This window comes from Clostridium sp. M62/1, assembly GCF_020736365.1.
GTDB lineage: Bacteria > Bacillota > Clostridia > Lachnospirales > Lachnospiraceae > Otoolea > Otoolea saccharolyticum_A.
In genome coordinates, this window is the sequence record NZ_CP085988.1 from 2,214,864 (window position 1) to 2,241,764 (window position 26,901).

A 26,901-nucleotide genomic window follows, 5' to 3' on the forward strand; every position below is an offset into this window, starting at 1 on the left:
GATGATGGAACGGCTTGTCTGTTTGGGAATTGGGTATGCCTTCGGGCTGATCCAGTCGGGGTACCTGTACGGAAGGTCTAAGGGGCTTGACATCCGCCAGTATGGAAGCGGAAACGCAGGCTCCACCAATGTGCTTCGTGTCATGGGGAAAAAAGCAGGAGCGATCGTATTTTTCGGGGATTTTTTCAAGGCAGTGTTTGCCATGGCTCTGGCCCAGCTGCTGTTCGGCCGCGGAGACGGGGCCGTAAACAGTTCCCTCTGGGCTCTGTATGCAGGCCTTGGGGTGACGCTCGGACACAATTTCCCGTTTTATCTGAAATTCAGAGGCGGCAAGGGAATTGCCTGCATGGCGGGAATTCTCACCTTTATGGATTTTCGCATTATGCTCACCTGCCTGGTTGTGTTCGGGGTGACGGTGGGCATCACAAGATATGTGTCCCTGGGCTCCATTCTGGTGGCGGTTATCTTTTTTGCAGAGCTTGTGATTTTTGGAAGCCAGGGAAGCTACCGGGTGGCGGAAGGCTGTTTTCCAGAGTTCTGCGTTCTGGGAGGCATCCTCATGGTGATGGCCATCTGGCGCCACAGGGCAAATATCAAACGCCTTCTGACAGGCACGGAGAATAAGCTGGGGGCCTCAAAAAAACAGGCCGGACAGCAGTAAGAGACAGAAGAAAACAGGCGCAGCAGCCGAAAGGAAGGGGAAGAAAGAATGACATCAATCGGCGTGATCGGGGCCGGAACGTGGGGAACTGCGCTGGCCGTACTGTTACATAACAATGGGCACCAGGTGGAGATCTGGTCAGCTCTTCCGGAGGAGATCGAGGAGATGGGGCGGACGCGCCGCCACAAAAACCTCCCGGAGACTGTCATACCACAGGAAATTTCTCTGACTGCTGATTTAGAGCAGGGTATGGGAGGGAAGGATGTGCTGATCATGGCAGTGCCCTCTGTGTTTGTGCGCCAGACAGCGGCCAGAATGCGGCTTTTTCTGAGAAAGGGGCAGATTGTGGTGGACGTGGCCAAAGGTATTGAGGACGCTACCCTGATGACTCTTTCCCAGGTGATTGAGGAGGAACTCCCGGAGGCCGAGGTGGCGATTTTATCCGGTCCCAGCCATGCGGAGGAGGTAAGCCGGGGACTTCCGACGACCTGTGTGGTAGGCGCCCACCGGAGAGAAACGGCGGAGTATCTCCAGTCCGTCTTCATGAGCCCTGTCTTTCGCGTTTACACAAGCCCGGATATCCTGGGCATCGAGATAGGAGCTGCCTTAAAGAATGTAATCGCCCTGGCCGCGGGCATTGCCGACGGTCTCGGATACGGCGACAACACCAAGGCAGCGCTGATAACCAGGGGAATCGCGGAGATCACACGCTTGGGAGTGCGGATGGGCGGAAGGGAGCAGACCTTTTTCGGCCTTTCCGGAATCGGAGATCTGATTGTTACCTGCGCCAGTATGCACAGCCGCAACCGCCGGGCAGGCATCCTGATTGGAAAGGGATATACCATGGAGGAAGCCATGAAAGAGGTGCAGATGGTGGTGGAGGGCGTGTACTCTGCCAGAGCTGCCAGAGCGCTGGCAGAAAAGTACGGCGAGGATATGCCCATTGTGGAACAGGTGAACCAGGTGCTGTTTGAGGGAAAAGCGGCAAAGGCAGCAGTGGGGGATCTGATGCTCAGGGACAAGCGGATTGAAAACAGCCTGCTGCCCTGGGATTAGCAGATAAATTTAACGCGGTCTCTGACCGCGTTTGTTTTTCTCCAAAAACCATCTGTAGCTATTCTGCGGACAGACAGATGATTTGACACCATTATAATCTATTCCGATATAAGCTATAACCTGAAGTGATGAATTTTCAGGAAAACAGCAAAAAAAACGACTTTTTTTGACGAAATCGTGAAAACTATCACATTTTTGTATTGACTTTTGAAAAAGGGAAAATTATAATGGCGTCAATCAAAAAACATTAGCGAATTGTTAATGAAAGGTCTGGAGGAGATAGTATGAAAAAAAGATTACTCAGTTTAGGACTGGCAGCCATGATGGCGCTGTCACTGGCAGGATGCGGAGGCTCTGGAAGTGCGGGAAGCTCCGACAGCACCGGTGCAGAGGAGGCCAAGACAGAGGAAAAGGGAGCGGCGGGAGAAGTATTCGTCCTCGGCGGCATTGGGCCGCTGACAGGTTCTGCAGCTGCCTACGGAGAATCTGTCAAAAACGGAATCGAGCTGGCTGTCAATGAGATCAATGAGGCAGGCGGTATCAATGGATATCAGGTAGAGTATTACTTCGAAGATGATGAGAACGACGCCGAGAAGGCAGTAAATGCCTATAATACATTAAAGGATAAGGGAATTCAGATGCTGGTCGGAACTGTAACTTCCAAACCGTGTATTGCGGTAGGAGCAGAGTCCGCAGTGGATAATATGTTCCAGCTCACTCCGTCCGGTTCAGCCGTTCAGTGTGTGGAGAATGACAATGTATTCCGCGTATGCTTCTCTGACCCGGATCAGGGAAAGAAATCTGCCGAGTATATTGCAGAGCATGGCCTCGCCACAAAGATTGCCATTATCTACGACAGCTCCAGCGAGTACTCTGACGGAATCCGCGAATCCTTCGTGACAACGGCTGAGGAAAAGGGACTTGAGATTGTGGCCAGCGAGGCCTTTACCGCAGACAGCAACACGGACTTTTCCGTACAGCTTGACAAGGCCAAGGAGGCAGGCGCAGAGCTGGTATTCCTTCCGATCTACTACCAGGAGGCCTCCACTATTTTAAAGCAGGCTGATGACAAGGACTTCCATCCGCAGTTCTTCGGATGTGACGGAATGGATGGAATCTTAAGCGTAGAAAATTTTGATCCGGCTTTGGCAGAAGGCTTAATGCTTTTAACACCATTCACCGTGGATGAGGAGGGAAGCCAGGATTTCGTTAAAGCCTACGAGGAGGCATACGGAATTGAGCCTCTTCAGTTCGGTGCAGGCGCATATGACAGCGTATACGCAATCAAGGCTGCCGCTGAGAAGGCAGGACTCACACCGGATATGGATATCTCCGATATGTGTGAGGCTATGAAGACCGCTATGACAGAGATCACGGTGGACGGACTGACCGGAGAGGGAATGACATGGAATGCAGCCGGAGAGCCGGATAAGGCTCCAAAGGCCGCTAAGATTGTAAACGGTGTTTATGAGATGATGGACTAATCAAACCGGAGAGGCTTGGCTCACCGGAAAGACCGCATAAAACAGAGGGCTGCTGCAGCAGAAAATGCGGCAGCCCTGTTTTGTGGTATAATAGCGAGGAAAGCGCATGCCATGCCTGCATGAGCATGCATCTGACGAGCAGTTCCATCGGGATGTCAGTCGGGATGGAACCGAAGAAAACGTTTCACACGTATATCTCCAGACAAAATATAGAAGAAAAAGAGGTGCAGGAAGATGATTAATTTTCTCTCCTATCTGATTAACGGCATCAGCCTGGGCAGTGTTTACGCCATCATCGCCCTGGGCTATACCATGGTTTACGGTATAGCGAAGATGCTGAATTTTGCCCACGGCGATATCATCATGGTGGGCGGCTTTACAACCTTTACGGTGGTCAGCACCATGGGCGGCTCCCCGCTTCTGGGAGTCCTGGCAGCTGTGGTAGTCTGCACTGTTCTCGGTGTGACAGTAGAGAGGGTGGCTTACAGGCCTCTGCGCGGGGCCTCTCCGCTGGCAGTTCTGATTACAGCTATCGGCGTCAGCTACCTGCTTCAGAATGTGGCGCTCTTAATTTTCGGCTCCAACGCCCGCCAGTTTACCTCTGTTGTGAATGTGCCGCCGTTAAAGCTGGCCGGAGGAGCCCTCTCCATTTCCGGCGTCACCATTGTCACCATTGCTGCCTGTATTATCATTATGATCGGCCTGATGCTTTTTATCAACAAGACGAAGATCGGTCAGGCTATGCTGGCTGTATCGGAAGACAGAGGGGCGGCCACTCTGATGGGTATTAATGTAAACGGAACGATCGCTGTCACCTTCGCCATCGGTTCTGCCCTGGCGGCTATTGCAGGCGTACTGCTCTGTTCCGCCTATCCGTCCCTGACTCCCTACACCGGTTCCATGCCGGGTATCAAGGCCTTTGTGGCAGCAGTATTCGGCGGCATCGGCTCCATACCGGGCGCTCTGATCGGAGGAGTGCTTTTAGGAGTGATTGAGAATCTGGCGAAGGCGTATATTTCCTCCCAGCTCTCAGATGCCATTGTATTCTCCGTGCTGATTATCGTCCTTTTGGTACGTCCGACGGGAATTCTGGGCAAAAAAATCAGTGAGAAAGTGTAGGTGCAGGCCATGAATATCAAAACATACAGAAAAAAAACGCTGGTTCAGAATGCCGTCACATACGGCATTGTTCTCGCCTGTTTCATTCTGGTGCAGATTCTGACGGCAACAGGAGGGATGACAAGCCTCTTAAAGGGAATTCTTGTGCCGCTTTGCACTTATGTAATCCTGGCAGTTTCCCTGAACCTGACGGTGGGAATTCTGGGCGAGCTGAGCCTTGGACACGCGGGATTTATGTGCGTGGGTGCCTTTTCCGGAGCCTTCTTCACAAACGCCATGATGAAGACATTTGGCATTGCCAAGAACGATGATATGGCAATTCTCGGCCTGTTTATCGTTGCCATTGTCATCGGGGCGGCTGTGGCGGCTGTATTCGGCATTCTGATAGGAATTCCGGTTCTCCGCTTAAAGGGAGACTACCTTGCCATTGTCACCCTTGCCTTCGGAGAGATTATCAAAAACCTGATCAACGCTCTGTTTGTAGGAATCGACAGCAGGGGAATCCATTTTTCTCTGAAGGATGCAGCTTCCCTGAATCTGGAGGAGGGAGGCGAGGTAATCATAAAGGGAGCCCAGGGAATTTCGGGCACCCCGAAGGCGGCTACCTTTACAATCGGAATCATCCTCGTGCTGCTCACGCTCTTCATTGTTCAGAACCTGATTCATTCACGGACCGGCCGCGCCATCATGGCGATTCGCGACAACAGGATAGCAGCGGAATCTGTGGGAATCAATATTACAAAGTATAAGCTTCTGGCTTTCTCCGTATCTGCGGCTCTGGCGGGAGTGGCAGGAGTGCTCTATGCTCATAACCTGGCTACTCTGGCTGCCACGCCAAAGGCCTTCGGCTACAACATGTCCATTATGATTCTTGTGTTCGTGGTGCTTGGCGGAATCGGAAATATCCGCGGCTCCATTATCGCTGCTGTGATTCTGACGCTGCTGCCGGAGCTTCTGAGAGGTCTCAGCAGCTACAGAATGCTGATTTACGCGATTGTCCTGATTGTCATGATGCTTTTGAATTCCAGTCCGAAAGCGATTGAGATAAGAAGCCGCATCATCGAATCAATCCGGGGCAGGAAGAAAAAAGAGCAGGCGAAGGAGGCGTAATTATGGCAATGCTGGAAGTGAAAAATTTGAGTATCTCCTTCGGTGGACTGAAGGCGGTGGATGACTTTAACATCACCATCGAGAAGGGACAGCTCTACGGCCTCATCGGCCCAAACGGAGCTGGAAAGACAACCGTGTTCAACCTGCTGACGGGAGTGTACAAGCCGGACGGCGGTATCATTCTGTTAGATGGGGCGAATATCGCCGGGAAGAAGAATATTGAGATCAACCGAGCAGGGATTGCCAGAACTTTTCAGAACATCCGTCTCTTCAAGGAGCTGAGCGTGCTTGACAATGTAAAGGTCGGGCTTCACAACCACCACCCATATGGGACTTTGACAGGCATTTTCCGCCTTCCCAAGTACAGGAGGGTGGAGCGCGAGATGGATGAGCAGGCTCTGGAACTGTTAAAGGTATTCGGGCTGGACGGTGAGTTCGCAGTCAAGGCCTCAAATCTTCCCTATGGAAAGCAGAGAAAGCTGGAGATTGCCAGAGCTCTGGCCACAGAGCCGAAGCTCCTTCTTCTCGATGAACCTGCGGCAGGCATGAACCCCAATGAGACAAAGGAACTGATGGATACCATCCAGTTTGTCCGTGACAATTTTGACATGACGATTCTCCTGATTGAGCATGATATGAAGCTTGTATCAGGGATCTGCGAGCGCCTGACAGTGCTGAATTTCGGCCATGTGCTTACAGAAGGGCCGACGGGAGAGGTGTTAAATAACCCTGAGGTTATCAAAGCCTACCTGGGCGAATAGCGCAAAGGGCAGACGCCTTCGCGGAAGGGAAGCTCTCAGCTTGCAGCAGGGATTTTGCTGCTTTGGAAGAGAATAGGATTAAGTTTGAGATATTAGGAGGTCAGAGTCATGGCAATGCTGGAAGTAAAGGATTTAAGTGTCTATTACGGCGTAATCCAGGCCCTTAAGGGAATCTCCTTTGAGGTGGAGGAGGGGGACGTCATCGCCCTGATCGGAGCCAACGGCGCCGGAAAGACGACGACGCTTCACGCCCTTACGGGACTGATCCCGGTGAAATCAGGAAGCATTGTATTCGAGGGAAAGGAAATCACAAAGGTACCGGGCTATAAGCTGGTATCCATGGGAATCGCCCATGTGCCGGAGGGACGGCGGGTGTTTGCCCAGCTGACAGTGCTGCAGAACCTGAAAATGGGAGCATTTACGAGAAATAACAGGCAGGAAAGCGAGGAGACCATTAAAAGGATCTATCAGCGCTTTCCGAGGCTTGAAGAGAGGAAGAATCAGCTTGCGGGAACGCTCTCCGGCGGTGAGCAGCAGATGCTGGCCATGGGGCGCGCCCTCATGTCTCACCCCAGGCTGCTTGTCATGGATGAGCCCTCCATGGGACTTTCTCCCCTGTATGTAAATGAGATTTTCGAGATTATCCAGGAAATCAGCAAAGAGGGGACAACGGTTCTTCTGGTGGAGCAGAACGCAAAGAAAGCTCTCTCCATTGCCAATAAGGCATATGTGCTGGAAACGGGAAAGATCGTTCTCAGAGGAGATGCAAAAGAGCTGATGAATAACGATCAGGTGAAGAAGGCGTATCTGAGCGAATAGCGGACAAAATCCGTGCTGGAAAAGATGGCTGTAAGGGATGCTGCCGGGGACGGGATGTCCGCGGTTTAACAAAGAAAGCAAAAATCAAAATACTGAAAACCGCCGGGCAGCAGGAGATATGGCTGTGCGGCGGTTTTTTCTGTCCAGCCTTTGTATGGCGCCGAAATTTGAAGCAGCTACATCAAAATATTCAGAAAAAAGAAACCGCCCCGGGGCGATGGTAAACCAGGAAAAAGGCGGAGCATGAAACGGGGCTTTGAAACGTCATGTCTATGACGCCCTCCTGGTGCATATACTGTACCAGCACAGCAAGGGGGTAATAATATGGACAGTTTTAATGTATACAGCGATATTAAGGCCCGCACGGGCGGAGAAATCTACATAGGCGTGGTGGGGCCCGTGCGCACGGGAAAATCCACGTTTATCAAGCGCTTTATGGAGCAGATGGTTCTCCCTGGCATGGAGGATGAGCATGTGAGAGAACGCACCAGGGATGAGCTGCCCCAGAGTGCGGCGGGAAAAACCATTATGACCACAGAACCCAAGTTTATTCCCAAGGAGGCGGTACAGATTCCGCTGGGAGAAGGGATTGACGCCAAAGTCAGACTGATTGACTGTGTAGGATTTATGGTGGAGGGGGCAGCAGGACACATTGAAAACGACGCGGAGCGTCTGGTGAAGACGCCCTGGTTTGATTATGAGATTCCCTTTACCCAGGCAGCAGAGCTGGGAACCAGAAAAGTCATTACCGATCACTCCACTATCGGACTTGTTATCACAACCGACGGCTCCTTCGGAGAGATAAAAAGGCAGAACTATACAGCGGCGGAGGAAAAGACTGTAAAGGAGCTGAAAAACTTAAATAAGCCCTTCCTGATTCTGCTCAATTCCATGCGCCCCTACTCAGATGAGACAAAGCAGCTGGCCTCGGAGCTTGAGAAAAAATACGGAGTGCAGGTTATGCCGGTCAACTGCGAACAGCTGAAAAAAGAGGACATTCGCAGAATTATGGAGGAGGTTCTCACAGAGTTTCCAGTGTCGGAGCTCGACTTTTCCATCCCCAAATGGCTGGAAATTCTGCCTCAGGATCACTGGCTGAAGGCTCACGTCATCCAGGCGGTAAAGGAGATTCTTAAAAAGACCAGCCATATGAAAGATGTGCAGGGAGAGCTGCTGACTGCCCCTGACGAGTCCATCAGGCGCATGAAGGTGACCGGTATGAAGATGGCGGACGGAAGTGTTTCCGTGGAGATCGATGTGGATGACGGGTGCTATTACCAGATTTTAAGCGACTATGTGGGGGTGCCCATTGACGGCGAGTACAGACTGATGCAGACCTTAAAGCGCCTGGCCGCCATGGAGAGAGAGTACGAGAAGGTAGGGGACGCACTGAGCCAGGCGCGGCTGAAGGGATACGGGGTGGTGACGCCGGATCGCTCTGAGATTGTGCTTGATGAGCCACAGATTATCCGCCATGGAAATAAGTACGGTGTAAAAATGAAAGCCCAGGCCCCGTCTCTCAATCTGATCAAGGCTCATATAGAGACGGAGATTGCTCCCATTGTGGGAAGTGAAAAGCAGGCGGCGGATCTGATCGACTATATCAAGGCCAACGCTAAAGAAAGCGAGGACGGTCTCTGGAACACAAATATTTTCGGAAAAAGCGTGGAGCAGATCGTGAGTGACGGCATTCAGGCTAAGATATCCCAGATGACCGAGGATTGCCAGATGAAGCTTCAGGACACGCTGCAGAAAATAATTAATGACAGCAACGGAGGAATGATTTGCATAATTATCTGAAATAAGTTATAATATCTAGGAAAACACAGGATAATGTGAAAAAAGACGGACAAACAGACGTATTGCATCTGAGTAAAAGAGGAAAACAGGCGGCTTTTGTCTGGATTTTTCGCAGAAAAGGCCCAGAATGAAGGCGGTATGCGGCCAGAGGGGGGCGGTACTGGCAAAACGCAGCGGGCAGAAAGACAGGAGAGGGTTATATGAGACTGACATTTATCGGAGCCGATCATGAAGTTACAGGGAGCTGCCATTATCTGGAGGCCTGCGGGCTGAATATTCTCATTGACTGCGGAATGGAGCAGGGCTCCAACAAGTACCAGAATCAGGAACTGCCAGTCAGCTATGCGGATATTGATTACGTGCTTGTAACGCATTCCCACATTGACCATGTGGGAATGCTGCCGTTTATCTTTGCGAGAGGTTTCTCGGGCCAGATTATGGCTTCTCGTGCTACCTGCGATCTGTGCAATATTATGCTGAAGGACTGCGCCCATATCCAGGAGTCAGAGGCAGAGTGGAAGAACAGGAAGGCAAAGAGGGCCGGCCGTCCTCAGGAGCCGCCTCTCTACACGATGAATGATGCAGAGGGAGTTCTGAAGCACTTTGTGCCCTGCGAGTACAATGAGATTATAAGACTTTCGGAGGGGGTGGAGATCCGGTTTACGGATGCAGGCCACCTGCTGGGCTCTGCATTTATTGAGGTGTGGCTGACGGAAGACGGATGCTCCAAAAAGATTGTATTTTCCGGCGACATCGGAAATATGAACAAGCCTCTGATCCGCAATCCTCAATACATTGCCCAGGCAGATTATGTGGTGATGGAGAGCACCTACGGGGACAGGCTCCACCGCCATTCGGCTGAGCATATCGAGGAATTTGCCAGGGTGATTCAGGAGACTCTGGACCGGGGAGGAAATGTGGTAATCCCTGCCTTCGCTGTGGGGCGTACCCAGGAGGTGCTCTACTATATCAGGAGGATCAAGGAGGAGGGACTGGTGACAGGACACGGCGATTTTGACGTGTACGTGGACAGCCCTCTGGCTGTGGAAGCTACCCAGGTGTTCAAGAAAAATATGCTGGACTGCTACAATGAGGAGACAAAAGCTCTTGTGAAAAAGGGGATCAATCCCATTGCTTTTAAGGGTCTTAAGCTGTCTGTCAGCAGCCAGGAGTCCATCGCCATCAACTTTGACGATAAGCCCAAGGTTATCATCTCTGCTGCCGGCATGTGCGATGCCGGGCGAATCCGCCACCATCTGAAGCACAACCTCTGGAGGCCGGAATGTACGATCCTGTTTGCCGGCTACCAGGCAGTGGGAACTCTGGGGCGCAGCATTATTGAAGGGAAAAAGGAGGTTAAACTGTTCGGCGAAACCATTGACGTGGAGGCCCATATTGAGAAGATTGAGGGTATCAGCGGGCACGCGGATCAGAAAGGCCTTCTTACATTTATCAACAGTTTTATGGAGAAGCCGAAACAGGTATTTGTGGTTCACGGCGATGATGAGGTCTGCACTCACTTTGCCGAGAAGCTGGAAAAAGAGTACGGGCTCAATGCCTTCGCCCCGTTCAGCGGAACGGTCTATAATCTGGCTGAAGGAAAATTTGAGACAATCACAGAGGGTGTTCCGATCCGCAGGGAGGAGGAGAGAGAGACATCCAAGAGAGCGGCCGGTGTATTCGGAAGACTTCTGGCTGCTGTGGATCGCCTCCGCCGTGTTGTCATGGACAATGAGGGCGGGGCAAATAAGGATCTGGCAAAATTTGCAGATCAGATCAATTCCCTCTGCGACAAGTGGGATCGCTAGCCTTCCAAAAAAGAAACGGACAGAGAGGACAGACATGTGAAAGTGGAAATTTACACAGATGGAGCCGCCAGGGGAAACCCGGACGGGCCAGGCGGTTTTGGAACCGTCCTTCACTATACAGACACCAGGGGACAGCTCCACGTGAAGGAACTGTCGGCAGGGTACAGGCGGACAACCAACAACCGTATGGAACTGATGGCGGCTATAGCCGGGCTGGAAGCGCTGAACCGTCCCTGCCAGGTGGAGCTTTATTCAGACTCAAAATACCTGGTGGACGCTTTTAACCAGCACTGGATTGACGGATGGATAAAGAAAGGCTGGAAGAGGGGAAAAAACGAACCGGTTAAAAATGTAGATCTCTGGAAGCGCCTCCTGGCTGCAGCCAGTCCCCATAAGATCACATTTATCTGGGTAAAAGGGCACAACGGGCACCCGGAAAATGAAAGGTGTGACTTCCTTGCAACCTCTGCTGCAGACGGGGAAAACCTTCTGACAGATCCAGGGGTATTATAGGCGAAAAAGACGGGAAAACAGACTGAAAAGTGCCGGGAGCCAGAGGGCTCTGAACAGGAAACAGCGGAATAATTTACAGTTAAGGCAGGCCGGCATTGCAGATGCCGGCCTGAGTCAGCTACAGGAAAATATTAATTACTAAAACTTCCCACACCATATTGGTGCGTTGATCCTTGAAAATTCAATATTTCAGCCAATAAAAAAAGCATAAATCTGTTCCGTTTGGTATAATGGAATTGACTAGAAACCATCTTTACAAAGGAGATTTATGCCATGTCCAGTATACCACAAAACTATTTCGTTGAGAACGACTTAATTGACTGTGTTCAGAGATTTTTTTCCAAACATCATGTTGGCAGGCTCCTTGCCAGATGTAATGGAATGAAGGAAAAAGGTGTTTCATCTGTTTCCCTGCTTCGTTATAAACTCAGCAACATTTTTGTCGGAAGAAGTATGTATATGCAGCAGCGGACTGGCTCTTTTAAGGAGGCGTTTTCCAAGAACACTTTCTACCGTTTCCTTAATTCTTCAAAAACAAACTGGCTTCGTTTTACTTCTCTTCTTGCAGCTGATATTGTCAATCATGACATTCGTGATCTGACAGATCCGGAAAGAAAAAATGTCTTTATCATTGATGACAGCCTTTTCAACCGTACCAGCTGTAAGAAAACGGAACTGGGATCAAAAGTTTTTGACCACACGGATATGCATTTCAAAAAGGGCTTCAGGATGCTTACTTTAAGCTGGAGTGATGGAAACACACTGATCCCTGTAAACAGCTGCCTGTTAGCGTCTGCAAAGAATACAAATATCATCGGCCCGGTAAAGGACTTTGACAACAGAACCCTTGCAGGAAAAAGACGTGCGCTAGCCCAAACAAAAGCACCAGAGGCAATGATGACTTTACTGAATACAGCCCTCAGTGCAGGGCTGAAAGCGGATTATGTCCTGTTTGATTCCTGGTTTTCCAATCCAGCACAGGTCACAGCCATCCATGCAAAAGGCATGGATGTGATTGCCATGATTAAGAAAAGTAGCCGGATCAAATATTCGTACGGTGGTGAACAGCTGAATATCAAAGAAATCTATTCCCGGAACAAAAAGCGCCGTGGCAGATCAAAGTATCTGCTTTCTGTTGATGTTATGGTAGGAAAGGCGAATCCAATTCCGGCGAAAATCGTATGCGTAAGGAACAAGGCAAACCGCAAGGACTGGCTTGCTTTTATCTGTACAGCTACAACACTTTCCGAGGAAGAGATTATCCGTATTTATGGAAAGCGCTGGCAGATCGAGGTCTTTTTCAAAACCTGCAAATCCATGCTGAATCTGGTTGGAGAATGCCACAGTTTATCTTATGATGCACTGACAGCCCATGTGGCGATCGTGTTTACCCGATATATGTTACTTGCAATGGAGCAGCGCCAAAATGAAGATCAGAGAACGCTTGGTGAACTGTTCTTCTTCCTTGTTGATGAAATGGCAGACATTACTTTCAACAGGTCACTTTGCATCCTGATGGAAGCCTTGATGGCAAGTCTTCAGGGAATCTTTAAACTAAGCGATGAGCAACTGAATGCTTTTACCGCTGATTTTGAAGCAAGATTGCCGGAATATCTGAGAAAAGCACTCCATTTGGAAGCTGCAGCGGCATAAATCGCTATTTTGTTAGCTGAAATATTGAATTTTCAAGGAACGAATCCCATTTTAGGTATGGGAAGTTTTAGTTAATTATATCTTACAATATATTACGTCTTTCTTCTGCTTCTTTTCTTTCAGCACCATTTATGATATGGTATTTATATCAAAGTGTGCAAAGGAATGGCTCAGATTGAAAAATAGAGAATTTATCATTACCGTCCTTTTGATCTGCGCGTTCGGCTTTTTTGTAACCTTCCATGTGAGACGATTTGTATCCGGAGGAGAAGAGACCGGACAGCCTGGTGAGTATACAGCCCAGGAATACACCGCTGAAGAGTTTGAGGTACAGAAAGAAGGGGCTGAGGCAGAAGCAGATCCTGCAGAAAACAGCCTGCCGCCGGCAGGAAGGGCTGCAGACGAGGCAGACGGCCCGGATACTTCTTCCACTGCATCTTACTCTGACGGAATAGGGCCGGCGAAAGCACAGAACAGCGCCCCGGAGCCAGAGGCTGCCGGAACTAAAGGAAAAGAGCAGACAGGAGATAAGACAGGAAAGGATACTCAAGCTGCCAAGAATAGCGAGATTTCCGGGACTTCCGGTGAGCAGGCCCAAGCAGGAGGAGAGACTGGGAAAAACACATCAGAAAAAGGAAACTCAAAGTCCGCGTTAAATAACGGTGCAGCGCCATATAAAGAGGAATCCGGGAAGGCGCCGGAGAGCGGCTTATCTGCCGGGACACTTCAGACAGAGAACCCTTTGGCAGGCAAAGTTCAGGAGAATGAAAAGAAAGATAGCTCCGCACAGACGGAGCTACCCGGAAAAAATCAAAAGACAGAAGCTTCTTCAAAGGGACAGACGGGACAGACAGAGGCAGGCCCCGGGAGCACCCCTTTTTCCCTTCAGGCCGATAACAGTCAGTCCAGGGGGAAGGAGAGCTCTGCCGGAGGAGCAGCTTCGGATAAGGCTGACGCCAGGCTTCGATCCGTACCCAAAGCCGCAGCGCTTTCGGGGAGAGAAGGGACGGAGGCAGCAGCTCAGCCGGGAGGACAGACAGAAGCAGCCGGCTCAGCATCCCGAAATGCAGATGGCACTGCCTCAGATACAAAGGCAGCCTCCGAGGGAACAAAGGAGGAGATGACAGAACAGGACTACCGCCAGGAATTAGCAGATATTGAGGTACTGGTGGAGCAGCTGAAAAATTCCAGAGCAGATACGAGCACATGGTCATACCTGAATATGGCGGATTATGAGCTGAAGCTCTGGGATGATGAACTGAATGTGATCTATAAGGATATTATGAGCCGTCTCGATACCGAGGAGGCGGAGAAACTGAAAAAGGAAGAGAGGACATGGATTCGGCAGAAAGATGAGGATGCCAGAAAGGCGGCTTCCCGGTATAAGGGAGGAACCCTGGAGGGATTGGAGCACACGGCATCTCTTGCCAAATCTACCAGGGAGAGAGCCTATGCTCTTTTAGACTCCTATGGAAGCTGTCTCCCCCAGGAGGAGACGCAGTGACGCCGCAGAACGGCACAGGCACAGCTGTTTTGGAGAAGGAAACAGAGCAGCTTTGCCTGTGCCGTTCTGCTTAACAGCTTTTTTCATGAACGCCGCCCCTTTCTCCCACCTGCACCTTGAAAAACCGTTCTTCATGTGATAGGATATACCAATGGATAAAAATATTACTTAAATGTAACAGGCAGGAGGAAACAACGTGGAAAGATACGGTGTAAACGAACTGAGAAAGATGTTCCTGGAATTCTTTGAGAGCAAGGGACATCTGGCGATGAAGAGCTTTTCTCTGGTTCCGCATAATGATAACAGCTTGCTGCTCATCAATTCCGGTATGGCGCCCCTTAAGCCATACTTTACAGGCCAGGAAATTCCGCCGAGAAAACGTGTGACGACATGTCAGAAATGCATCCGCACAGGAGATATTGAGAATATCGGAAAGACAGCCCGCCACGGCACGTTTTTCGAGATGCTCGGAAACTTCTCCTTCGGAGATTACTTTAAGACAGAGGCGATTCACTGGTCCTGGGAATTCCTGACAGAGGTTGTAGGACTGGATCCTGACCGCCTCTACCCATCTGTATACCAGGATGACGATGAGGCCTTCGATATCTGGAACAAGGAGATGGGAATTCCGGCAGAGCGCATTTTCCGCTTCGGCAAGGAGGACAACTTCTGGGAGCACGGCGCAGGCCCCTGTGGTCCATGTTCTGAGATCTATTACGACCGCGGCGAGAAATACGGCTGCGGAAAGCCGGGATGTACCGTAGGATGCGACTGTGACCGCTACATCGAGGTGTGGAACAACGTATTCACCCAGTTTGACAATGACGGCCATGGCCATTACACAGAGCTGGAGCACAAGAATATCGATACCGGAATGGGCCTGGAGCGTCTGGCAGTTATCGTTCAGGACGTGGACTCCCTGTTTACGATTGATACAAACAAGGCTCTCCTTGACCGCGTCTGCGCCCTGGCAGGAAAGGAGTATCAGAAGGATCACGAGACAGATGTGTCTCTGAGAATCGTGACGGATCATATCAAGTCCTGCACCTTCATGATCTCCGACGGAATCATGCCTTCCAACGAGGGACGGGGCTATGTACTCAGAAGGCTGTTAAGACGTGCGGCCCGTCACGGAAGAAAGTTAGGAATCGAGGGCAAGTTCCTGGCAGAGCTTTCCAGAACCGTCATCGAGCTTTCCAAGGACGGATACCCGGAGCTGGATGAAAAAAAGGCTATGATCTTCAAAGTCCTTACTGAGGAGGAAGATAAGTTCAACAAGACCATCGACCAGGGACTCTCCATTTTAAATGAGATGGAGTCTGAGATGGCAAAGAAGGGCGAGAAAGTACTCTCCGGCGAGAACGCGTTCAAGCTCTATGACACCTACGGCTTCCCGGTGGATCTGACCAAGGAGATTCTGGAGGAGAGAGACCTCTCCGTAGACGAGGAGGGCTTTGCTGCCTGCATGAAGAAGCAGAAGGATGCGGCCAGGGCAGCCAGAAAGACCACAAACTATATGGGAGCAGACGTGACGGTTTACCAGTCCATCGATCCGGCTGTCACCACAGAGTTTGTGGGGTACGACAGGCTGGTGCATGAGTCTGAGATCACCGTACTCACCACGGAGGACGAGCTGGTGGAGGCTCTGACGGACGGACAGAACGGAACGATTATTGTGAAGGAAACCCCCTTCTACGCCACCATGGGCGGACAGCAGGCAGATATCGGCGTGATCTCCACAGAGAACGGCACCTTTGAGGTAAAGGATACAATCAAGCTCCAGGGAGGCAAGGTAGGCCATGTGGGAACTGTCACAAAGGGAATGTTCAAGGTAGGCGATCAGGTGACGCTCACCGTGAATAAGGAGAACAGAGAGCTCACGGCCAGAAACCACTCTGCCACACACCTGCTTCACAAGGCCCTGCGCACGGTTCTCGGCACTCACGTAGAGCAGGCGGGCTCCCTTGTGACAAAAGACAGACTCCGTTTTGACTTTACCCATTTCTCCGCTATGACTCCTGATGAGATTGCGGCAGTTGAAAAAATGGTAAATGATGAGATTGCGGCTTCCCTTCCGGTTGTAACGGATATTATGAGCCTTGAGGAAGCGAAAAAGACAGGGGCTATGGCGCTGTTCGGAGAAAAGTACGGCGAGAGTGTGCGCGTGGTAAGGATGGGAGACTTCTCCACCGAGCTGTGCGGCGGAACTCATGTGCCGAACACCAGCACAATCTCTGCATTCAAGATCGTATCCGAGGCGGGGATTGCAGCCGGCGTAAGGCGTATTGAGGCGCTGACCAGCACAGGGCTTATGGATTACTATCATGAGATGGAGCAGGAGCTTCACGAGGCTGCCAAGCTTGTGAAGAGCACACCGGCCGCCCTTCACGACAAGCTGCAGGCGATGCTCGATGAGCTGAAGGCCCTTCACTCTGAGAACGAGAAGTTAAAGAGCAGGCTGGCCAATGACTCCCTCGGCGACGTTTTAAACCAGGTAAAGGAGATAAACGGCGTGAAGCTCCTGGCAGTCAGGGTGGACGGCGTTGACATGAACGGTCTGAGAAACCTGGGCGATCAGCTCAAGGAGAAGCTGGGCGAGGGCATGGTTGTCATTGCCTCCGTCCAGGACGGAAAGGTGAACCTGATGGCCTCCGCTACGGAGGGAGCCCAGAAGAAGGGCGCTCATGCAGGAAACCTGATCAAAGCCATCGCTTCTCTGGTGGGCGGCGGTGGCGGCGGACGCCCCAACATGGCTCAGGCCGGCGGAAAGAACCCGGCCGGCGTGGAGGATGCCCTCAGAAAGGCTGAGGAGGTAATCGCAGAGCAGGTGAAATAGCCGCTCTGCAGGAGATGCTTCTGGCGCCGAACCGACAAAATATAAATAAATTTTCAAATTTTGTAAAAATCCTGTTGACGAATACGGGATTTGTGGTATAATCATAACAGTGCTAAAAAAATGCCCAAACAGTTGTATTAATATGCACTTATTACACAACTGAAGGGAGGTTAGGTGTGAGCTATGTCAAATGTAATCGTTAAAGATAACGAAAGCTTAGACAGCGCTTTACGCAGATTCAAAAGAAACTGTGCAAAGGCTGGCATTCAGCAGGAGATTCGCAAGAGAGAGCATTACGAGAAACCAAGCGTTAGACGTAAGAAGAAATCCGAAGCTGCTAGAAAACGCAAATACAATTAATCAAGACAAAATTCCCGGCTGTCTATCGGCCGGGAATTTTTTATGGCAGGAAACTTTGTTTCCTGCTTCCCCTGTCTTTGAACCGGGTCAGGCATAAGAAGCCTGGCTTTTTTCATATATTGGGTATGAAGATCGGGAAAGGCGGCGTTTGCTTGTTTGACAGGCAGAAACGGGCTGTGGTGTCGGCGCTGAGCCTGCCGGAGGATGTCATGCTCGGCGACATGCTTCTGACCTTTACAGGCAGCAGAGGCGCTCTGGTAGAGAACTACAGGAGCATTATTCTGTATACAGATACGGTACTGAAGCTCCAGGGGAAAAACGGCCGCCTCACCATAGAGGGAAAGCGCCTTCGGATTACCTACTTTGACAGGGAGCAGCTTCTTCTGTCCGGGGCGATCCGGTCGGCAGTATTTGAACCGCTGTAAGGGAGGGAGCAGATGAATGCGTGGAGGCATTACCGGGAAGGGGCGGTGAAGGTGAGGCTGCAGGGGCTTTCGCCGGAGCGCTTTTTTAACCTCTGCGGCCAGGGAGAGGTGGAGATCTGGAAGATTTCATGCGCTGGCGCGGAATATGAATTTTATATGACTGTCAGGGGATTTTTCTCCTGCCGCCCCTTTGTGAGGAAGTCCGGTGTGAGGCTTAAAATCCTTGAAAAAACGGGACTTCCCTTTTTTTTATACAGAAACAGGAAAAGAGGGCTGTGGGCCCTTGGCTTTCTATTGTTTTTTCTGCTTCTCTATCTCCTCTCCCTGTTTGTGTGGGAGATTGATTTCCAGGGAAATCTGCGCCACTCGGACAATGAGCTGATGCACTATCTGGAAACAGAGGAGATCCGCTGCGGAATGCGAAAAAAACAGGTGGACTGCGAGTGGCTGGAAGGCCAGATTCGGAACAATTTTCCCGACATTACCTGGGTTTCTGCCCGGGTGGAGGGGACCAGGCTCTACATCCATGTGAAGGAAAACCAGGTGGTGCTGACGGTTCCAAAAAAAGATGAAACGCCCTGCGATCTGGTGGCAGATGCAGGGGGAGAGATTCTTTCCATGGTAGTGAGAAGCGGGACGCCTGCGGCAAGGCCCGGCGACGTGGTGGAACCGGGGCAGGTGCTTGTGAGCGGCAGGCTGTCCATCACCGACGACTCCGGACAGGTGGTATCGGAGCGGATGGTGCGGTCAGACGCTGATATTATTCTGAGAAGAGAGAGGACAGAGGAGAAGGAGATCTCCCTGTGGCATAAAAAACGGATATTTACCGGCAGACAGAGAAGGGGGCTGTTTGTCCAGGCGTTTGGGAAGGATTTTACGCTTCTGATGCCGGATTTTGAGGAGAGGGAATGGAGCTATACCGCCCAGACCTTTCAGGCCAGGATCGGGAAGAATTTTTACCTGCCGTTTTTTGGCGGGACGATCAGGGCAGATGAGCAGGTCAGCTACTGGACAAAATATACGGAGGAAGAGCTCTCGGCTATGGCCGAGGAATACAGGAGGGAGACGGAGGCAAAATTAATAGAAAAGGGGGTACAAATTATTGAAAATAATGTTACAATACTAGATAATGATTCAGCCTGTCTGTTTCGCCTGGAAATGATCACGGAGGAACCGGCAGGCAGTCCCGCGCCGATTGAGACGGGAATGGAGCAGGAGCAGCCCTCAGAAGGGGAGTCTTAATAATCAGGCGGCCCTCTGCTTTCTGCTCTTCCTGCCCGGCGGGGGAAGGTGAAATATGGCTAAAGGAGAAGAGAGACAGAAAATGAGTGTGATGGAAACCATTATCGATATCCCCATGGAGCATGAGCGGAATGTCTGCGGACAGTTTGACGTATACCTGAAAAAAATAGAGCGTACCCTCCATGTGACGATGATAGCCAGGGACGGAGCCCTGAAGATCATCGGGCCGGAGCACGCCATCCGGCAGGCAAAGAGCGTGTTTAACAACCTGCTGGAGCTTTCAAGGCGGGGGAATGCGATCACAGAGCAGAATGTAGACTATGCACTCTCTCTGTCCTTTACGGAGAATGATGATAAAATTCTGGAAATTGATAAGGATATTATCTGCCGTACGATCAACGGAAAACCCGTAAAGCCAAAAACCCTGGGGCAGAAGCAGTATGTGGACCTGATTCGGAAGAAGATGATCGTATTCGGCATCGGCCCTGCCGGAACGGGAAAGACGTATCTGGCCATGGCCATGGCGATCCAGGCCTTTAAAAACGGGGAGGTAAACCGGATCATCCTGACCCGCCCTGCCATCGAGGCGGGAGAGCGGCTGGGATTTCTGCCGGGGGATCTGCAGAGCAAGATCGACCCGTACCTGCGCCCCCTTTACGACGCCCTGTATCAGATTATGGGAGCGGAAAGCTACATGCACAATTCAGAAAAGGGGCTCATTGAGGTGGCTCCCTTAGCCTACATGAGAGGCCGCACCCTGGATAATGCCTTTATTATCCTGGATGAGGCACAGAACACGACGCCGGCTCAGATGAAAATGTTTCTGACCCGTATTGGCTTTGGTTCCAAGGTCATTGTGACGGGAGATCAGTCCCAGAAGGATCTTCCGGCCGGGGCCGCGTCAGGTCTTGACACAGCGATCCGCGTCCTGAAGGGGATTGACGATATCGGCTTCTGCTACCTGACCAGCGGTGACGTGGTGCGCCATCCTCTGGTGCAGAAGATTGTGGAGGCCTATGATGCCTATGAGAAAAAAGAGCAGAGGGCTGACCGCCAGAAGGAAAAAGAGCGGGAGAAAAAGTCCGGCCGTCTTACCTTAAACAGGGGCAGGCTTGCCGAAGTGAAAAAAGGCAGAAAAAAGTAGGGGCGGATACGGACGAGGAAGAGAGGATATACCATGACGATTCAAATTGAGTACGAGGCAGAGAAAAAGCTGAACCTGCCATATGAGACGATTATCAGGGAGGTTGTGCTTGCCGCGCTGGACTATGAGGCCTGTCCCTATGAGGCGGAGGTCAATGTGCTCCTGACAGATGATGAGGAGATTCACCGGATCAACCGGGAGTTCAGGGGCATCGACCGGGCCACGGATGTGCTGTCGTTTCCCATGGCTGACTATGAACAGCCGGCAGAGTTTGAGAAGCTGGAAGAACGGCCGGAGGATTACTTCAACCCGGAAACGGGAGAGCTGCTTTTAGGCGATATTGTCATCTCAGTAGATAAGGTGGAGGAGCAGGCAGAAAAATACGGCCACTCAGAGGCCAGGGAGCTGGCCTTCCTGACTGCCCACAGCATGCTGCACCTGTTCGGGTATGATCACATGGAGGAGGAAGAGCGCCTGGTGATGGAGAAGAAGCAGGAAGCGATCCTCAGCCTTAAAGGCTACACGAGATAGGCGGGCCTGTTTATGAGAAGGAAAAACGCAGGGAAAAGGCAGAAAGATCACAGGCCGGAAAAGACCGTCCTCACAGTGGAGGATATTCAGGCTGTCCTCGAAAGCCAGTCTGGCAGCAGCCGGCAGAAAGTACAGCACAGCCGGCCGGAGCAGGGAACAGCTGCCCTTCGGGGAAACGGGGATATGCGGCGCCCCGGCTCAGGCGCCTATGGGACAGGCAGCTCCAGGGGAAGGAGAGAACCTCCGGGCGGTCCCATGCAGGAGAGGCGGCAGAAGGCCGGGCCGGCTGCCAGGCAGATGGAAGATGGCTTCTCCATGGAGGAGGGGCGAAGCCGCCTCTTTTCAGAGCCGCGCCGCAGCCGCGGAAAGGGCCAGGCCCACGCAGGGCGTCCGATGTCTTCAGAGGGCAGAAGTGAGCGGGAACTAAGGCCCTCTGAGCGGGCCAGGCAGGCAGAGGGCTTGCGAAGACGGCCGGAGACGGGAGAAAAGAGGGGGAGAGAGGCTTCCAGAATGGCGTCTGCCCGCCCGAAGTCCCGCACCGGAAGCTTTGTAGTTCAGGGAACTATTCTGGCAGCTGCCGGAATCATTGTGCGCCTGATCGGTCTTCTCTACCGGATCCCGATGACGAATATCATAGGCGATGAGGGAATGGGCTACTATTCCACTGCCTTTAATGTCTACAATATTGTGCTGATCCTGTCCTCCTACAGTCTTCCGTTAGCTGTCTCCAAGCTGGTGTCGGCGAGGCTTGCAAAGGGAGAGTTCAGGAATGCGTCAAGGGTACTCTGTGCCGCTCTGGTCTACGCCACCTGCGCCGGCGGCGTGGCCTGCGGCGTGGTCTGGCATTTCGGCAGCTTTTTTGCGGGTACAGTCTTTAAAACGCCGTTCTGCGTCTATGCCCTCAGGACGCTGGCCCCGACGATCTGGATTATGGCCTATCTGGGGGTTCTGAGGGGATATTTTCAGGGCCACGGCACTATGATTCCCACTGCTGTTTCCCAGATATTTGAGCAGATTGTAAACGCTGCTATCAGCGTGACAGCGGCAGGCGTACTCTTTAAGGTGGGCCTGGATTCCAACCGGGTATTTGAGACAACCGGCTACCCGGAGGCTTTCGGGGCTGCAGGAGGCACCATAGGAACCGGAGCAGGAGCCCTGACTGCGCTTTTGTTTATGCTGTTTCTCTTCGCCGTATACCGTCCCTTTATGAAGAAAAAGATCCGCAGGGACAGGCAGGGCAGCAGAGAATCCTACGGACATATTTCAGGTGTCTTTTTTATGACAGTGATGCCTGTTATTCTGAGCTCCGCCGTCTACAATATCAATGCGGTGCTGGACAACAGCATTATGGCCTACGGGATGGACGCCCTGGGAAGGGGAGAGGAGTTCCTGGCTCTCTGGGGCATCTACAACAACAAGTACCTTCTCCTGGTGCATGTGCCGTTAGCCATGGCAAATGCCCTGTCCTCCTCCCTGATTCCTTCTCTGGCGGCGGCAGTGGCCAGAAAGCAGAGGGGGGAAGCGGCCAGAAAGACGGGAATGGCTATCCGTTTTTCCATGGTGATTGCCATTCCGGCGGCTGTGGGCCTTACGGTACTGGCAGAGCCGGTAAACCGCCTGCTGTTTCACAGCGGTGATACGGCCGAGGCGGTGAGAATGATGGTGTGGGGGTCCTCCGCCATCGTCTTCCTGTCTCTCTCCACTGTGATGAATGCGATTCTGCAGGGACTGGGTCATATGAATCTTCCGGTCAGACATGCGGCAGCAGCCCTGGTGCTCCATGTGGCGGCCCTCTATGTGATGCTGATGGGCCTTCACTGGGGAATTTACAGCGTCCTTTTTGCCAATATTCTGTTTGCAGTGATTATCTGCCTGCTCAACTGGCTCTCTATCCGGAGGATTCTCCATTACCGCCAGGAGCTTAAGAGAACTTTCATCATTCCATTGGCCGCCTCTGCCGTCATGGGTGCTGCGGCCTATGGCTGCTACCAGGGGCTTTCCCGCCTTTTTGGAGGCAGTGGAATTGCAACTGTGGGAGCTGTTTTGGCGGGTGTCTTAGTCTACGGCATCCTGCTGTTAAAAATTGGCGGGGTGGATGCGCAGGAACTTCAGACAATGCCCGGAGGCACCAGGATTCTGAAAACCGCCAGGAAGCTCAGAATTCTCCAGTAAAATCAGGGACGTCTTATCTTCTTTTACTGTGAGAAAACAATTTTCCGGCATTTTTCGCCTGCAGGCGTTTAAAAAAGTCCCTCTTGACGATACTATTCGTTAAGGAGGGACTTTTTCCATGAAACGGTATTATTATATAGCTGTAATTGCTGCTGCCGCGCTTCTCATCGGCGGAATCGGCGCGGGAGTGTTCCTGCTCTCTAAAAGGCCTGAGCCGGTCAGCCCGGTTCCCGGAGCAGTTCTGGAATCGGAAACTGTGACGCAGGAGCATGAGGCGGACAGCAGCGGGCGGGAGTCAGAAAAAGATCAGACAGGAGCCGGAAAGGCTTACGGGGACCAGTCCGGGGGCGGGATGGCAGCCGGACTGCCCGGAAGTCTTGTAAAGGCGCAGCAGGCAGAGGGCCGGATATCGGAAGACAGTTTAAGCCAGGCGGGGACGCCTGGAATGGAGAGGGAGACAGGAGAGGAATACTGTCTGGTGTCTGAAAATGGATTTCTCCTGGTATTTGCCAAGGACAGAAGCTCCGTCTTTCTGGATACTCATATGCCTCTGGCAGAATTTCCGCTGGCAGAGCAGGAGCGTCTTTTAGACGGAATCTGGTTCTCATCCATGATCGAGGTACTCAACTACCTGGAATCTTTTACGAGCTAGGAGAATACAGCCGGCATGGGTTTTCAGAGCCTTGGCTGCCGATTTTGGTATGCAGCTGCGAGAGAACTGCGCCTGGTGCTCCGGGCGCGGTCTTTTCCGCATGCATGGGCGCTTGGGCCTGAAGGTTGAAGATTCTGAAGGCCCTGCCGGTGCCGTATGCGGCAGGACAGATAGAGGAGGGAGGACAGGAGCACGAACAGAGAAGTCTGAACTGCCGGATTGCACTTTTTTACAGGTTCATGTATACTTAACCATTATCCCGCCACGGCCGGGCAGCCCCGGAGAGAAAAGCGGCCGGAGAAAGTTATCTCCGGTTTGGCGTTCCGGTTCTGCAGCTTTTAAGCCGGGAAGGGAAACAAGGACAGGAGAATTGTCATGAAGAAACACGTACTTATCATAGGCGGCGGAGCCTCCGGGATGGCGGCTGCGATTTTTGGAGCCAGGCAGGGCGCTGAGGTAACGATTCTGGAACACATGGATCGGGTTGGAAAGAAAATTCTTTCTACAGGCAATGGAAAATGCAATCTGACCAACCGCCGTATGGAACCTGGCTGCTATCGCTGCAGCGTGCCGGAATTTCCCATGGAGGTGCTCAGCCGGTTTGGGGAAGAGGACACGGAGGCATTTTTTGAAGATCTCGGCATTGTGCTGAAGGACAGAAACGGGTATCTCTATCCGGCTTCCGGACAGGCCTCGTCGGTGCTGGATGCCCTGAGGGCGGAACTTTCTCTTCGGGGTGTGGCTGTGGTCACAGAATGCGGACCCGTACATATAGAGGCGCCGAAAGGTCCGGCAGAAAAGTGGAGAGTGACCTGCGAGAGAGGGACATTTTTTTCGGATGCCCTGATTCTTGCCGCCGGCTCTAAAGCGGCGCCGGCCACCGGATCAGACGGAAGCGGATATAAGCTGGCAAAAAAGCTGGGACACAGGATCCTCACTCCTCTGCCGGCACTGGTGCAACTTCGGTGCAGGGAGCCGTTTTTTAAGCAGATAGCGGGGGTCAGAACCGACGTCCAGGTGAAAATTCTGGCAGAGGGGGAGGAGCTGGCCTCTGACTGCGGGGAGCTTCAGCTGACGGACTACGGAATTTCCGGAATCCCTGTGTTTCAGGTGAGCCGGTTCGCCGCCCGGGCGCTTTACGAAAAAAAGCAGGTTACGGCAGTGATCGATTTCTGTCCGGATATGGGAAAAAAAGAAACAGGCCGTTTCCTCAGGGAGAGGAGAGAGCTTCTGGCAGAGCGGAGCGGGGAAGGCTTTTTTAACGGATGGTTAAATAAGAAGCTGGCCCTTCTGTTTCTGCGCATGGCAGGTATCCGTCCTGAGCGCCAGACGGAGAGCTTTACGGAGCGGGAGCTTTCGGCTCTGGCCCGGCTTCTTAAAGAATTTGAAACAGAGGTTGTGTCCACCAATCCCTTTGAAAACGCCCAGGTGTGCTGCGGGGGAGTGGATGTACGGGACATAAACCCTTACACGATGGAATCAAAAATAAAGAAAGGCCTTTATCTGACAGGAGAGCTGTTGGATGTAGATGGTATCTGCGGAGGATATAATCTGCAATGGGCGTGGAGCACCGGTGCGGTGGCCGGAATCCACGCAGGGACAATGGGATGATACGGATCAATCAGTTAAAGCTGCCGGTGAATCACAAAAAACAGGATCTGCAGAAGAAAGCGGCAAAGCTGCTGCGTCAGCCGGAGACAAGGATTCGCTCTCTCCATATCCGGCGCCAGTCCATTGACGCGAGAAAGAAGGGAGAACTTCTCTATATCTATGCGGTGGACGTGGAGTTTGAGGGAGATGAGGAGTCTGCTGTGAGGCGGGCAAAAAATGTCAATATTACCATATCAAAGGAGAAACGCTACCAGTTTCCGGAGGCGGGCAGGGAGGCGCCGAGGCTGAAGGAGCGCCCGGTGATTATCGGCTGCGGCCCTGCGGGACTGTTCTGCGGCCTGATGCTTGCCAGGGCCGGCTACCGCCCTGTGATTTTAGAGAGGGGAGCCGACGTGGACACAAGGACGGCCCAGGTGAAACGGTTCTGGGAGGAGGGAATTCTCGACCCTGAATCCAACGTACAGTTTGGAGAGGGAGGAGCAGGAACATTTTCTGACGGAAAGCTGAATACTCTGGTAAAGGATGTTTCCGGCAGAAATGGGGAGGTGCTCAGAATTCTGACTGAGGCAGGGGCAGACCCTTCCATACTCTACTCCAGCAAGCCCCATGTGGGAACTGATGTGCTGGCCCGGGTGGTGAAGCATATCCGGACGGAGATCGCATCCCTGGGAGGGGAGGTGCGCTTTCAGACGAAGGCAGCAGATATTGGCATCCGCGGAGGAAAGGCTGCTTTCGTTGAGACAGAACATCCTGTGCGGGGAAGAGAGGTGATTCCGGCCGAGGCGGTTGTCCTGGCAGTGGGGCACAGCGCCCGTGACACCTTTGAGCTTCTGTATAAGAAGGGGATTGAGATGGAAGCCAAAGCCTTTGCTGTGGGACTTCGCATCCAGCATCCCCAAAAGCAGATCAATCTCGCCCAGTACGGCATGGAGGAGCCGGGAGAGCTCGGAGCCGCTCCCTACAAGGTGACGAGACAGACATCAAACGGCCGCGGCGTCTACTCCTTCTGTATGTGCCCCGGCGGCTATGTGGTCAACGCGTCCTCGGAGCCGGGAAGGCTTGCAGTCAACGGCATGAGCTATCACAGCAGGGAGGGAGTGAATGCAAACAGCGCTCTGATTGTGACCGTTACGGCGGATGATTTCCCGGAGGCCACGGCCATGGGGGGAATCGCCTTCCAGAGGCAGCTGGAAGAGGCGGCCTTCAGGGCCGGAGGCGGAAATATTCCGGTACAGCTTTACGGCGATTTCAGGGACGGCAGGGTAAGCCGATCTTTTGGGGATGTAGAGCCGGCCTTTATGGGAGGAACCGCCTTTGCAGACCTCAATCAGGTGCTTCCTGCCGCCCTCTGTGCCTCCTTCAGGGAGGGCATGGAGGCCTTCGGAAAAATGATCCGCGGCTTTGACCGGCCGGACGCTATTCTGGCAGGCGTAGAGAGCAGAACCTCCTCCCCGCTGCGCATCGGCAGAGGAGAAACTCTGGAGGGAAGCATTGGAGGGCTCTATCCCTGCGGGGAGGGGGCCGGATATGCGGGAGGCATCACTTCGGCGGCTATGGACGGAATTAAGGTGGCGGAAGCCATTGTCAGGCGCTTTCAGAGGCCGGAGAACTGATGGGCTCTGAAAAAGAATTTGACGAAC

At 52.3% G+C, this 26,901-nt stretch carries 22 protein-coding genes; all 22 read left to right on the forward strand.

Annotated elements, in window-relative coordinates; translation table 11 throughout:
- Window position 1: 1 nt before the first annotated feature.
- The 22 genes from plsY (at window position 2) to LK436_RS10460 (ending at window position 26,874) form a co-directional block, all read left to right on the forward strand.
- Window positions 2-661 (forward strand): glycerol-3-phosphate 1-O-acyltransferase PlsY, encoded by a 660-nt coding sequence (gene plsY, locus LK436_RS10355; protein ID WP_008398132.1) that lies wholly within the window; start codon window positions 2-4, stop codon window positions 659-661.
- 48 nt (window positions 662-709) lie between these two features.
- Entirely contained in the window at window positions 710-1,717 is a 1,008-nt protein-coding gene (locus LK436_RS10360; protein ID WP_008398133.1) for an NAD(P)H-dependent glycerol-3-phosphate dehydrogenase, read from the forward strand.
- Between the two features lie 284 nt (window positions 1,718-2,001).
- Window positions 2,002-3,201 (forward strand): ABC transporter substrate-binding protein, encoded by a 1,200-nt coding sequence (locus LK436_RS10365; protein ID WP_008398134.1) that lies wholly within the window; start codon window positions 2,002-2,004, stop codon window positions 3,199-3,201.
- A 237-nt stretch (window positions 3,202-3,438) separates the two neighbouring features.
- Window positions 3,439-4,320, forward strand: coding sequence for a branched-chain amino acid ABC transporter permease (locus tag LK436_RS10370; protein ID WP_044931459.1), 882 nt, complete (start codon window positions 3,439-3,441; stop codon window positions 4,318-4,320).
- Window positions 4,321-4,329: 9 nt separating this feature from the next.
- Window positions 4,330-5,430, forward strand: a complete 1,101-nt coding sequence (locus tag LK436_RS10375; RefSeq protein ID WP_021966575.1) for a branched-chain amino acid ABC transporter permease — start codon at window positions 4,330-4,332, stop codon at window positions 5,428-5,430.
- A gap of 2 nt (window positions 5,431-5,432) precedes the next feature.
- Window positions 5,433-6,191 (forward strand): ABC transporter ATP-binding protein, encoded by a 759-nt coding sequence (locus LK436_RS10380; protein WP_008398138.1) that lies wholly within the window; start codon window positions 5,433-5,435, stop codon window positions 6,189-6,191.
- A 108-nt stretch (window positions 6,192-6,299) separates the two neighbouring features.
- A complete protein-coding gene (locus LK436_RS10385; protein ID WP_008398139.1) occupies window positions 6,300-7,010 on the forward strand; it encodes an ABC transporter ATP-binding protein in 711 nt (236 codons plus the stop codon).
- 324 nt (window positions 7,011-7,334) lie between these two features.
- Window positions 7,335-8,810, forward strand: a complete 1,476-nt coding sequence (spoIVA, locus tag LK436_RS10390) for a stage IV sporulation protein A (RefSeq protein ID WP_008398141.1) — start codon at window positions 7,335-7,337, stop codon at window positions 8,808-8,810.
- Between the two features lie 200 nt (window positions 8,811-9,010).
- Window positions 9,011-10,618, forward strand: coding sequence for an MBL fold metallo-hydrolase RNA specificity domain-containing protein (locus LK436_RS10395; RefSeq protein WP_008398143.1), 1,608 nt, complete (start codon window positions 9,011-9,013; stop codon window positions 10,616-10,618).
- Window positions 10,619-10,654: 36 nt separating this feature from the next.
- Complete coding sequence (gene rnhA, locus LK436_RS10400) at window positions 10,655-11,131, forward strand: ribonuclease HI (protein WP_008398144.1); 477 nt, start codon at window positions 10,655-10,657, stop codon at window positions 11,129-11,131.
- Window positions 11,132-11,404: 273 nt separating this feature from the next.
- A complete protein-coding gene (locus LK436_RS10405) occupies window positions 11,405-12,784 on the forward strand; it encodes a transposase (protein WP_008394736.1) in 1,380 nt (459 codons plus the stop codon).
- Between the two features lie 175 nt (window positions 12,785-12,959).
- Complete coding sequence (locus tag LK436_RS10410) at window positions 12,960-14,288, forward strand: lysozyme inhibitor LprI family protein (protein WP_021966799.1); 1,329 nt, start codon at window positions 12,960-12,962, stop codon at window positions 14,286-14,288.
- Window positions 14,289-14,517: 229 nt separating this feature from the next.
- Entirely contained in the window at window positions 14,518-17,124 is a 2,607-nt protein-coding gene (gene alaS / locus LK436_RS10415) for an alanine--tRNA ligase (RefSeq protein WP_008398146.1), read from the forward strand.
- Between the two features lie 183 nt (window positions 17,125-17,307).
- Window positions 17,308-17,484 (forward strand): 30S ribosomal protein S21, encoded by a 177-nt coding sequence (gene rpsU, locus LK436_RS10420; RefSeq protein ID WP_003504099.1) that lies wholly within the window; start codon window positions 17,308-17,310, stop codon window positions 17,482-17,484.
- Between the two features lie 152 nt (window positions 17,485-17,636).
- Window positions 17,637-17,909 (forward strand): YabP/YqfC family sporulation protein, encoded by a 273-nt coding sequence (locus LK436_RS10425; protein WP_021966797.1) that lies wholly within the window; start codon window positions 17,637-17,639, stop codon window positions 17,907-17,909.
- A gap of 12 nt (window positions 17,910-17,921) precedes the next feature.
- Window positions 17,922-19,151, forward strand: a complete 1,230-nt coding sequence (locus LK436_RS10430; protein ID WP_008398149.1) for a sporulation protein YqfD — start codon at window positions 17,922-17,924, stop codon at window positions 19,149-19,151.
- 55 nt (window positions 19,152-19,206) lie between these two features.
- Window positions 19,207-20,295, forward strand: coding sequence for a PhoH family protein (locus LK436_RS10435; RefSeq protein WP_008398150.1), 1,089 nt, complete (start codon window positions 19,207-19,209; stop codon window positions 20,293-20,295).
- Window positions 20,296-20,328: 33 nt separating this feature from the next.
- Entirely contained in the window at window positions 20,329-20,826 is a 498-nt protein-coding gene (ybeY, locus tag LK436_RS10440) for an rRNA maturation RNase YbeY (RefSeq protein ID WP_008398151.1), read from the forward strand.
- Window positions 20,827-20,838: 12 nt separating this feature from the next.
- Window positions 20,839-22,998: a polysaccharide biosynthesis protein gene (locus tag LK436_RS10445; protein ID WP_008398152.1), complete on the forward strand. Its 2,160-nt coding sequence runs from the start codon at window positions 20,839-20,841 to the stop codon at window positions 22,996-22,998.
- Window positions 22,999-23,116: 118 nt separating this feature from the next.
- On the forward strand, window positions 23,117-23,650 hold the full coding sequence (locus LK436_RS10450; RefSeq protein WP_008398153.1) for a hypothetical protein: 534 nt from the start codon (window positions 23,117-23,119) through the stop codon (window positions 23,648-23,650).
- Between the two features lie 375 nt (window positions 23,651-24,025).
- The gene (locus LK436_RS10455) at window positions 24,026-25,261 is read left to right on the forward strand and encodes an NAD(P)/FAD-dependent oxidoreductase (protein WP_008398156.1); all 1,236 of its coding nucleotides are present in this window, start codon (window positions 24,026-24,028) and stop codon (window positions 25,259-25,261) included.
- Window positions 25,258-26,874, forward strand: a complete 1,617-nt coding sequence (locus tag LK436_RS10460; RefSeq protein WP_008398157.1) for an NAD(P)/FAD-dependent oxidoreductase — start codon at window positions 25,258-25,260, stop codon at window positions 26,872-26,874. Before LK436_RS10455 ends, LK436_RS10460 begins: the two co-directional genes overlap by 4 nt.
- Window positions 26,875-26,901 lie beyond the last annotated feature (27 nt).

Bases quoted from the DNA above. Each gene is read 5' to 3' on its own strand.
- plsY (WP_008398132.1), top strand. From the start codon at position 2: ATGATGGAACGGCTTGTCTGTTTGGGAATTGGGTATGCCTTCGGGCTG.
- LK436_RS10360 (WP_008398133.1), top strand. From the start codon at position 710: ATGACATCAATCGGCGTGATCGGGGCCGGAACGTGGGGAACTGCGCTG.
- LK436_RS10365 (WP_008398134.1), top strand. From the start codon at position 2,002: ATGAAAAAAAGATTACTCAGTTTAGGACTGGCAGCCATGATGGCGCTG.
- LK436_RS10375 (WP_021966575.1), top strand. From the start codon at position 4,330: ATGAATATCAAAACATACAGAAAAAAAACGCTGGTTCAGAATGCCGTC.
- LK436_RS10380 (WP_008398138.1), top strand. From the start codon at position 5,433: ATGGCAATGCTGGAAGTGAAAAATTTGAGTATCTCCTTCGGTGGACTG.
- LK436_RS10385 (WP_008398139.1), top strand. From the start codon at position 6,300: ATGGCAATGCTGGAAGTAAAGGATTTAAGTGTCTATTACGGCGTAATC.
- spoIVA (WP_008398141.1), top strand. From the start codon at position 7,335: ATGGACAGTTTTAATGTATACAGCGATATTAAGGCCCGCACGGGCGGA.
- LK436_RS10395 (WP_008398143.1), top strand. From the start codon at position 9,011: ATGAGACTGACATTTATCGGAGCCGATCATGAAGTTACAGGGAGCTGC.
- LK436_RS10405 (WP_008394736.1), top strand. From the start codon at position 11,405: ATGTCCAGTATACCACAAAACTATTTCGTTGAGAACGACTTAATTGAC.
- alaS (WP_008398146.1), top strand. From the start codon at position 14,518: ATGTTCCTGGAATTCTTTGAGAGCAAGGGACATCTGGCGATGAAGAGC.
- rpsU (WP_003504099.1), top strand. From the start codon at position 17,308: ATGTCAAATGTAATCGTTAAAGATAACGAAAGCTTAGACAGCGCTTTA.
- LK436_RS10430 (WP_008398149.1), top strand. From the start codon at position 17,922: ATGAATGCGTGGAGGCATTACCGGGAAGGGGCGGTGAAGGTGAGGCTG.
- LK436_RS10435 (WP_008398150.1), top strand. From the start codon at position 19,207: ATGGCTAAAGGAGAAGAGAGACAGAAAATGAGTGTGATGGAAACCATT.
- ybeY (WP_008398151.1), top strand. From the start codon at position 20,329: ATGACGATTCAAATTGAGTACGAGGCAGAGAAAAAGCTGAACCTGCCA.
- LK436_RS10445 (WP_008398152.1), top strand. From the start codon at position 20,839: ATGAGAAGGAAAAACGCAGGGAAAAGGCAGAAAGATCACAGGCCGGAA.
- LK436_RS10450 (WP_008398153.1), top strand. From the start codon at position 23,117: ATGAAACGGTATTATTATATAGCTGTAATTGCTGCTGCCGCGCTTCTC.
- LK436_RS10455 (WP_008398156.1), top strand. From the start codon at position 24,026: ATGAAGAAACACGTACTTATCATAGGCGGCGGAGCCTCCGGGATGGCG.
- LK436_RS10460 (WP_008398157.1), top strand. From the start codon at position 25,258: ATGATACGGATCAATCAGTTAAAGCTGCCGGTGAATCACAAAAAACAG.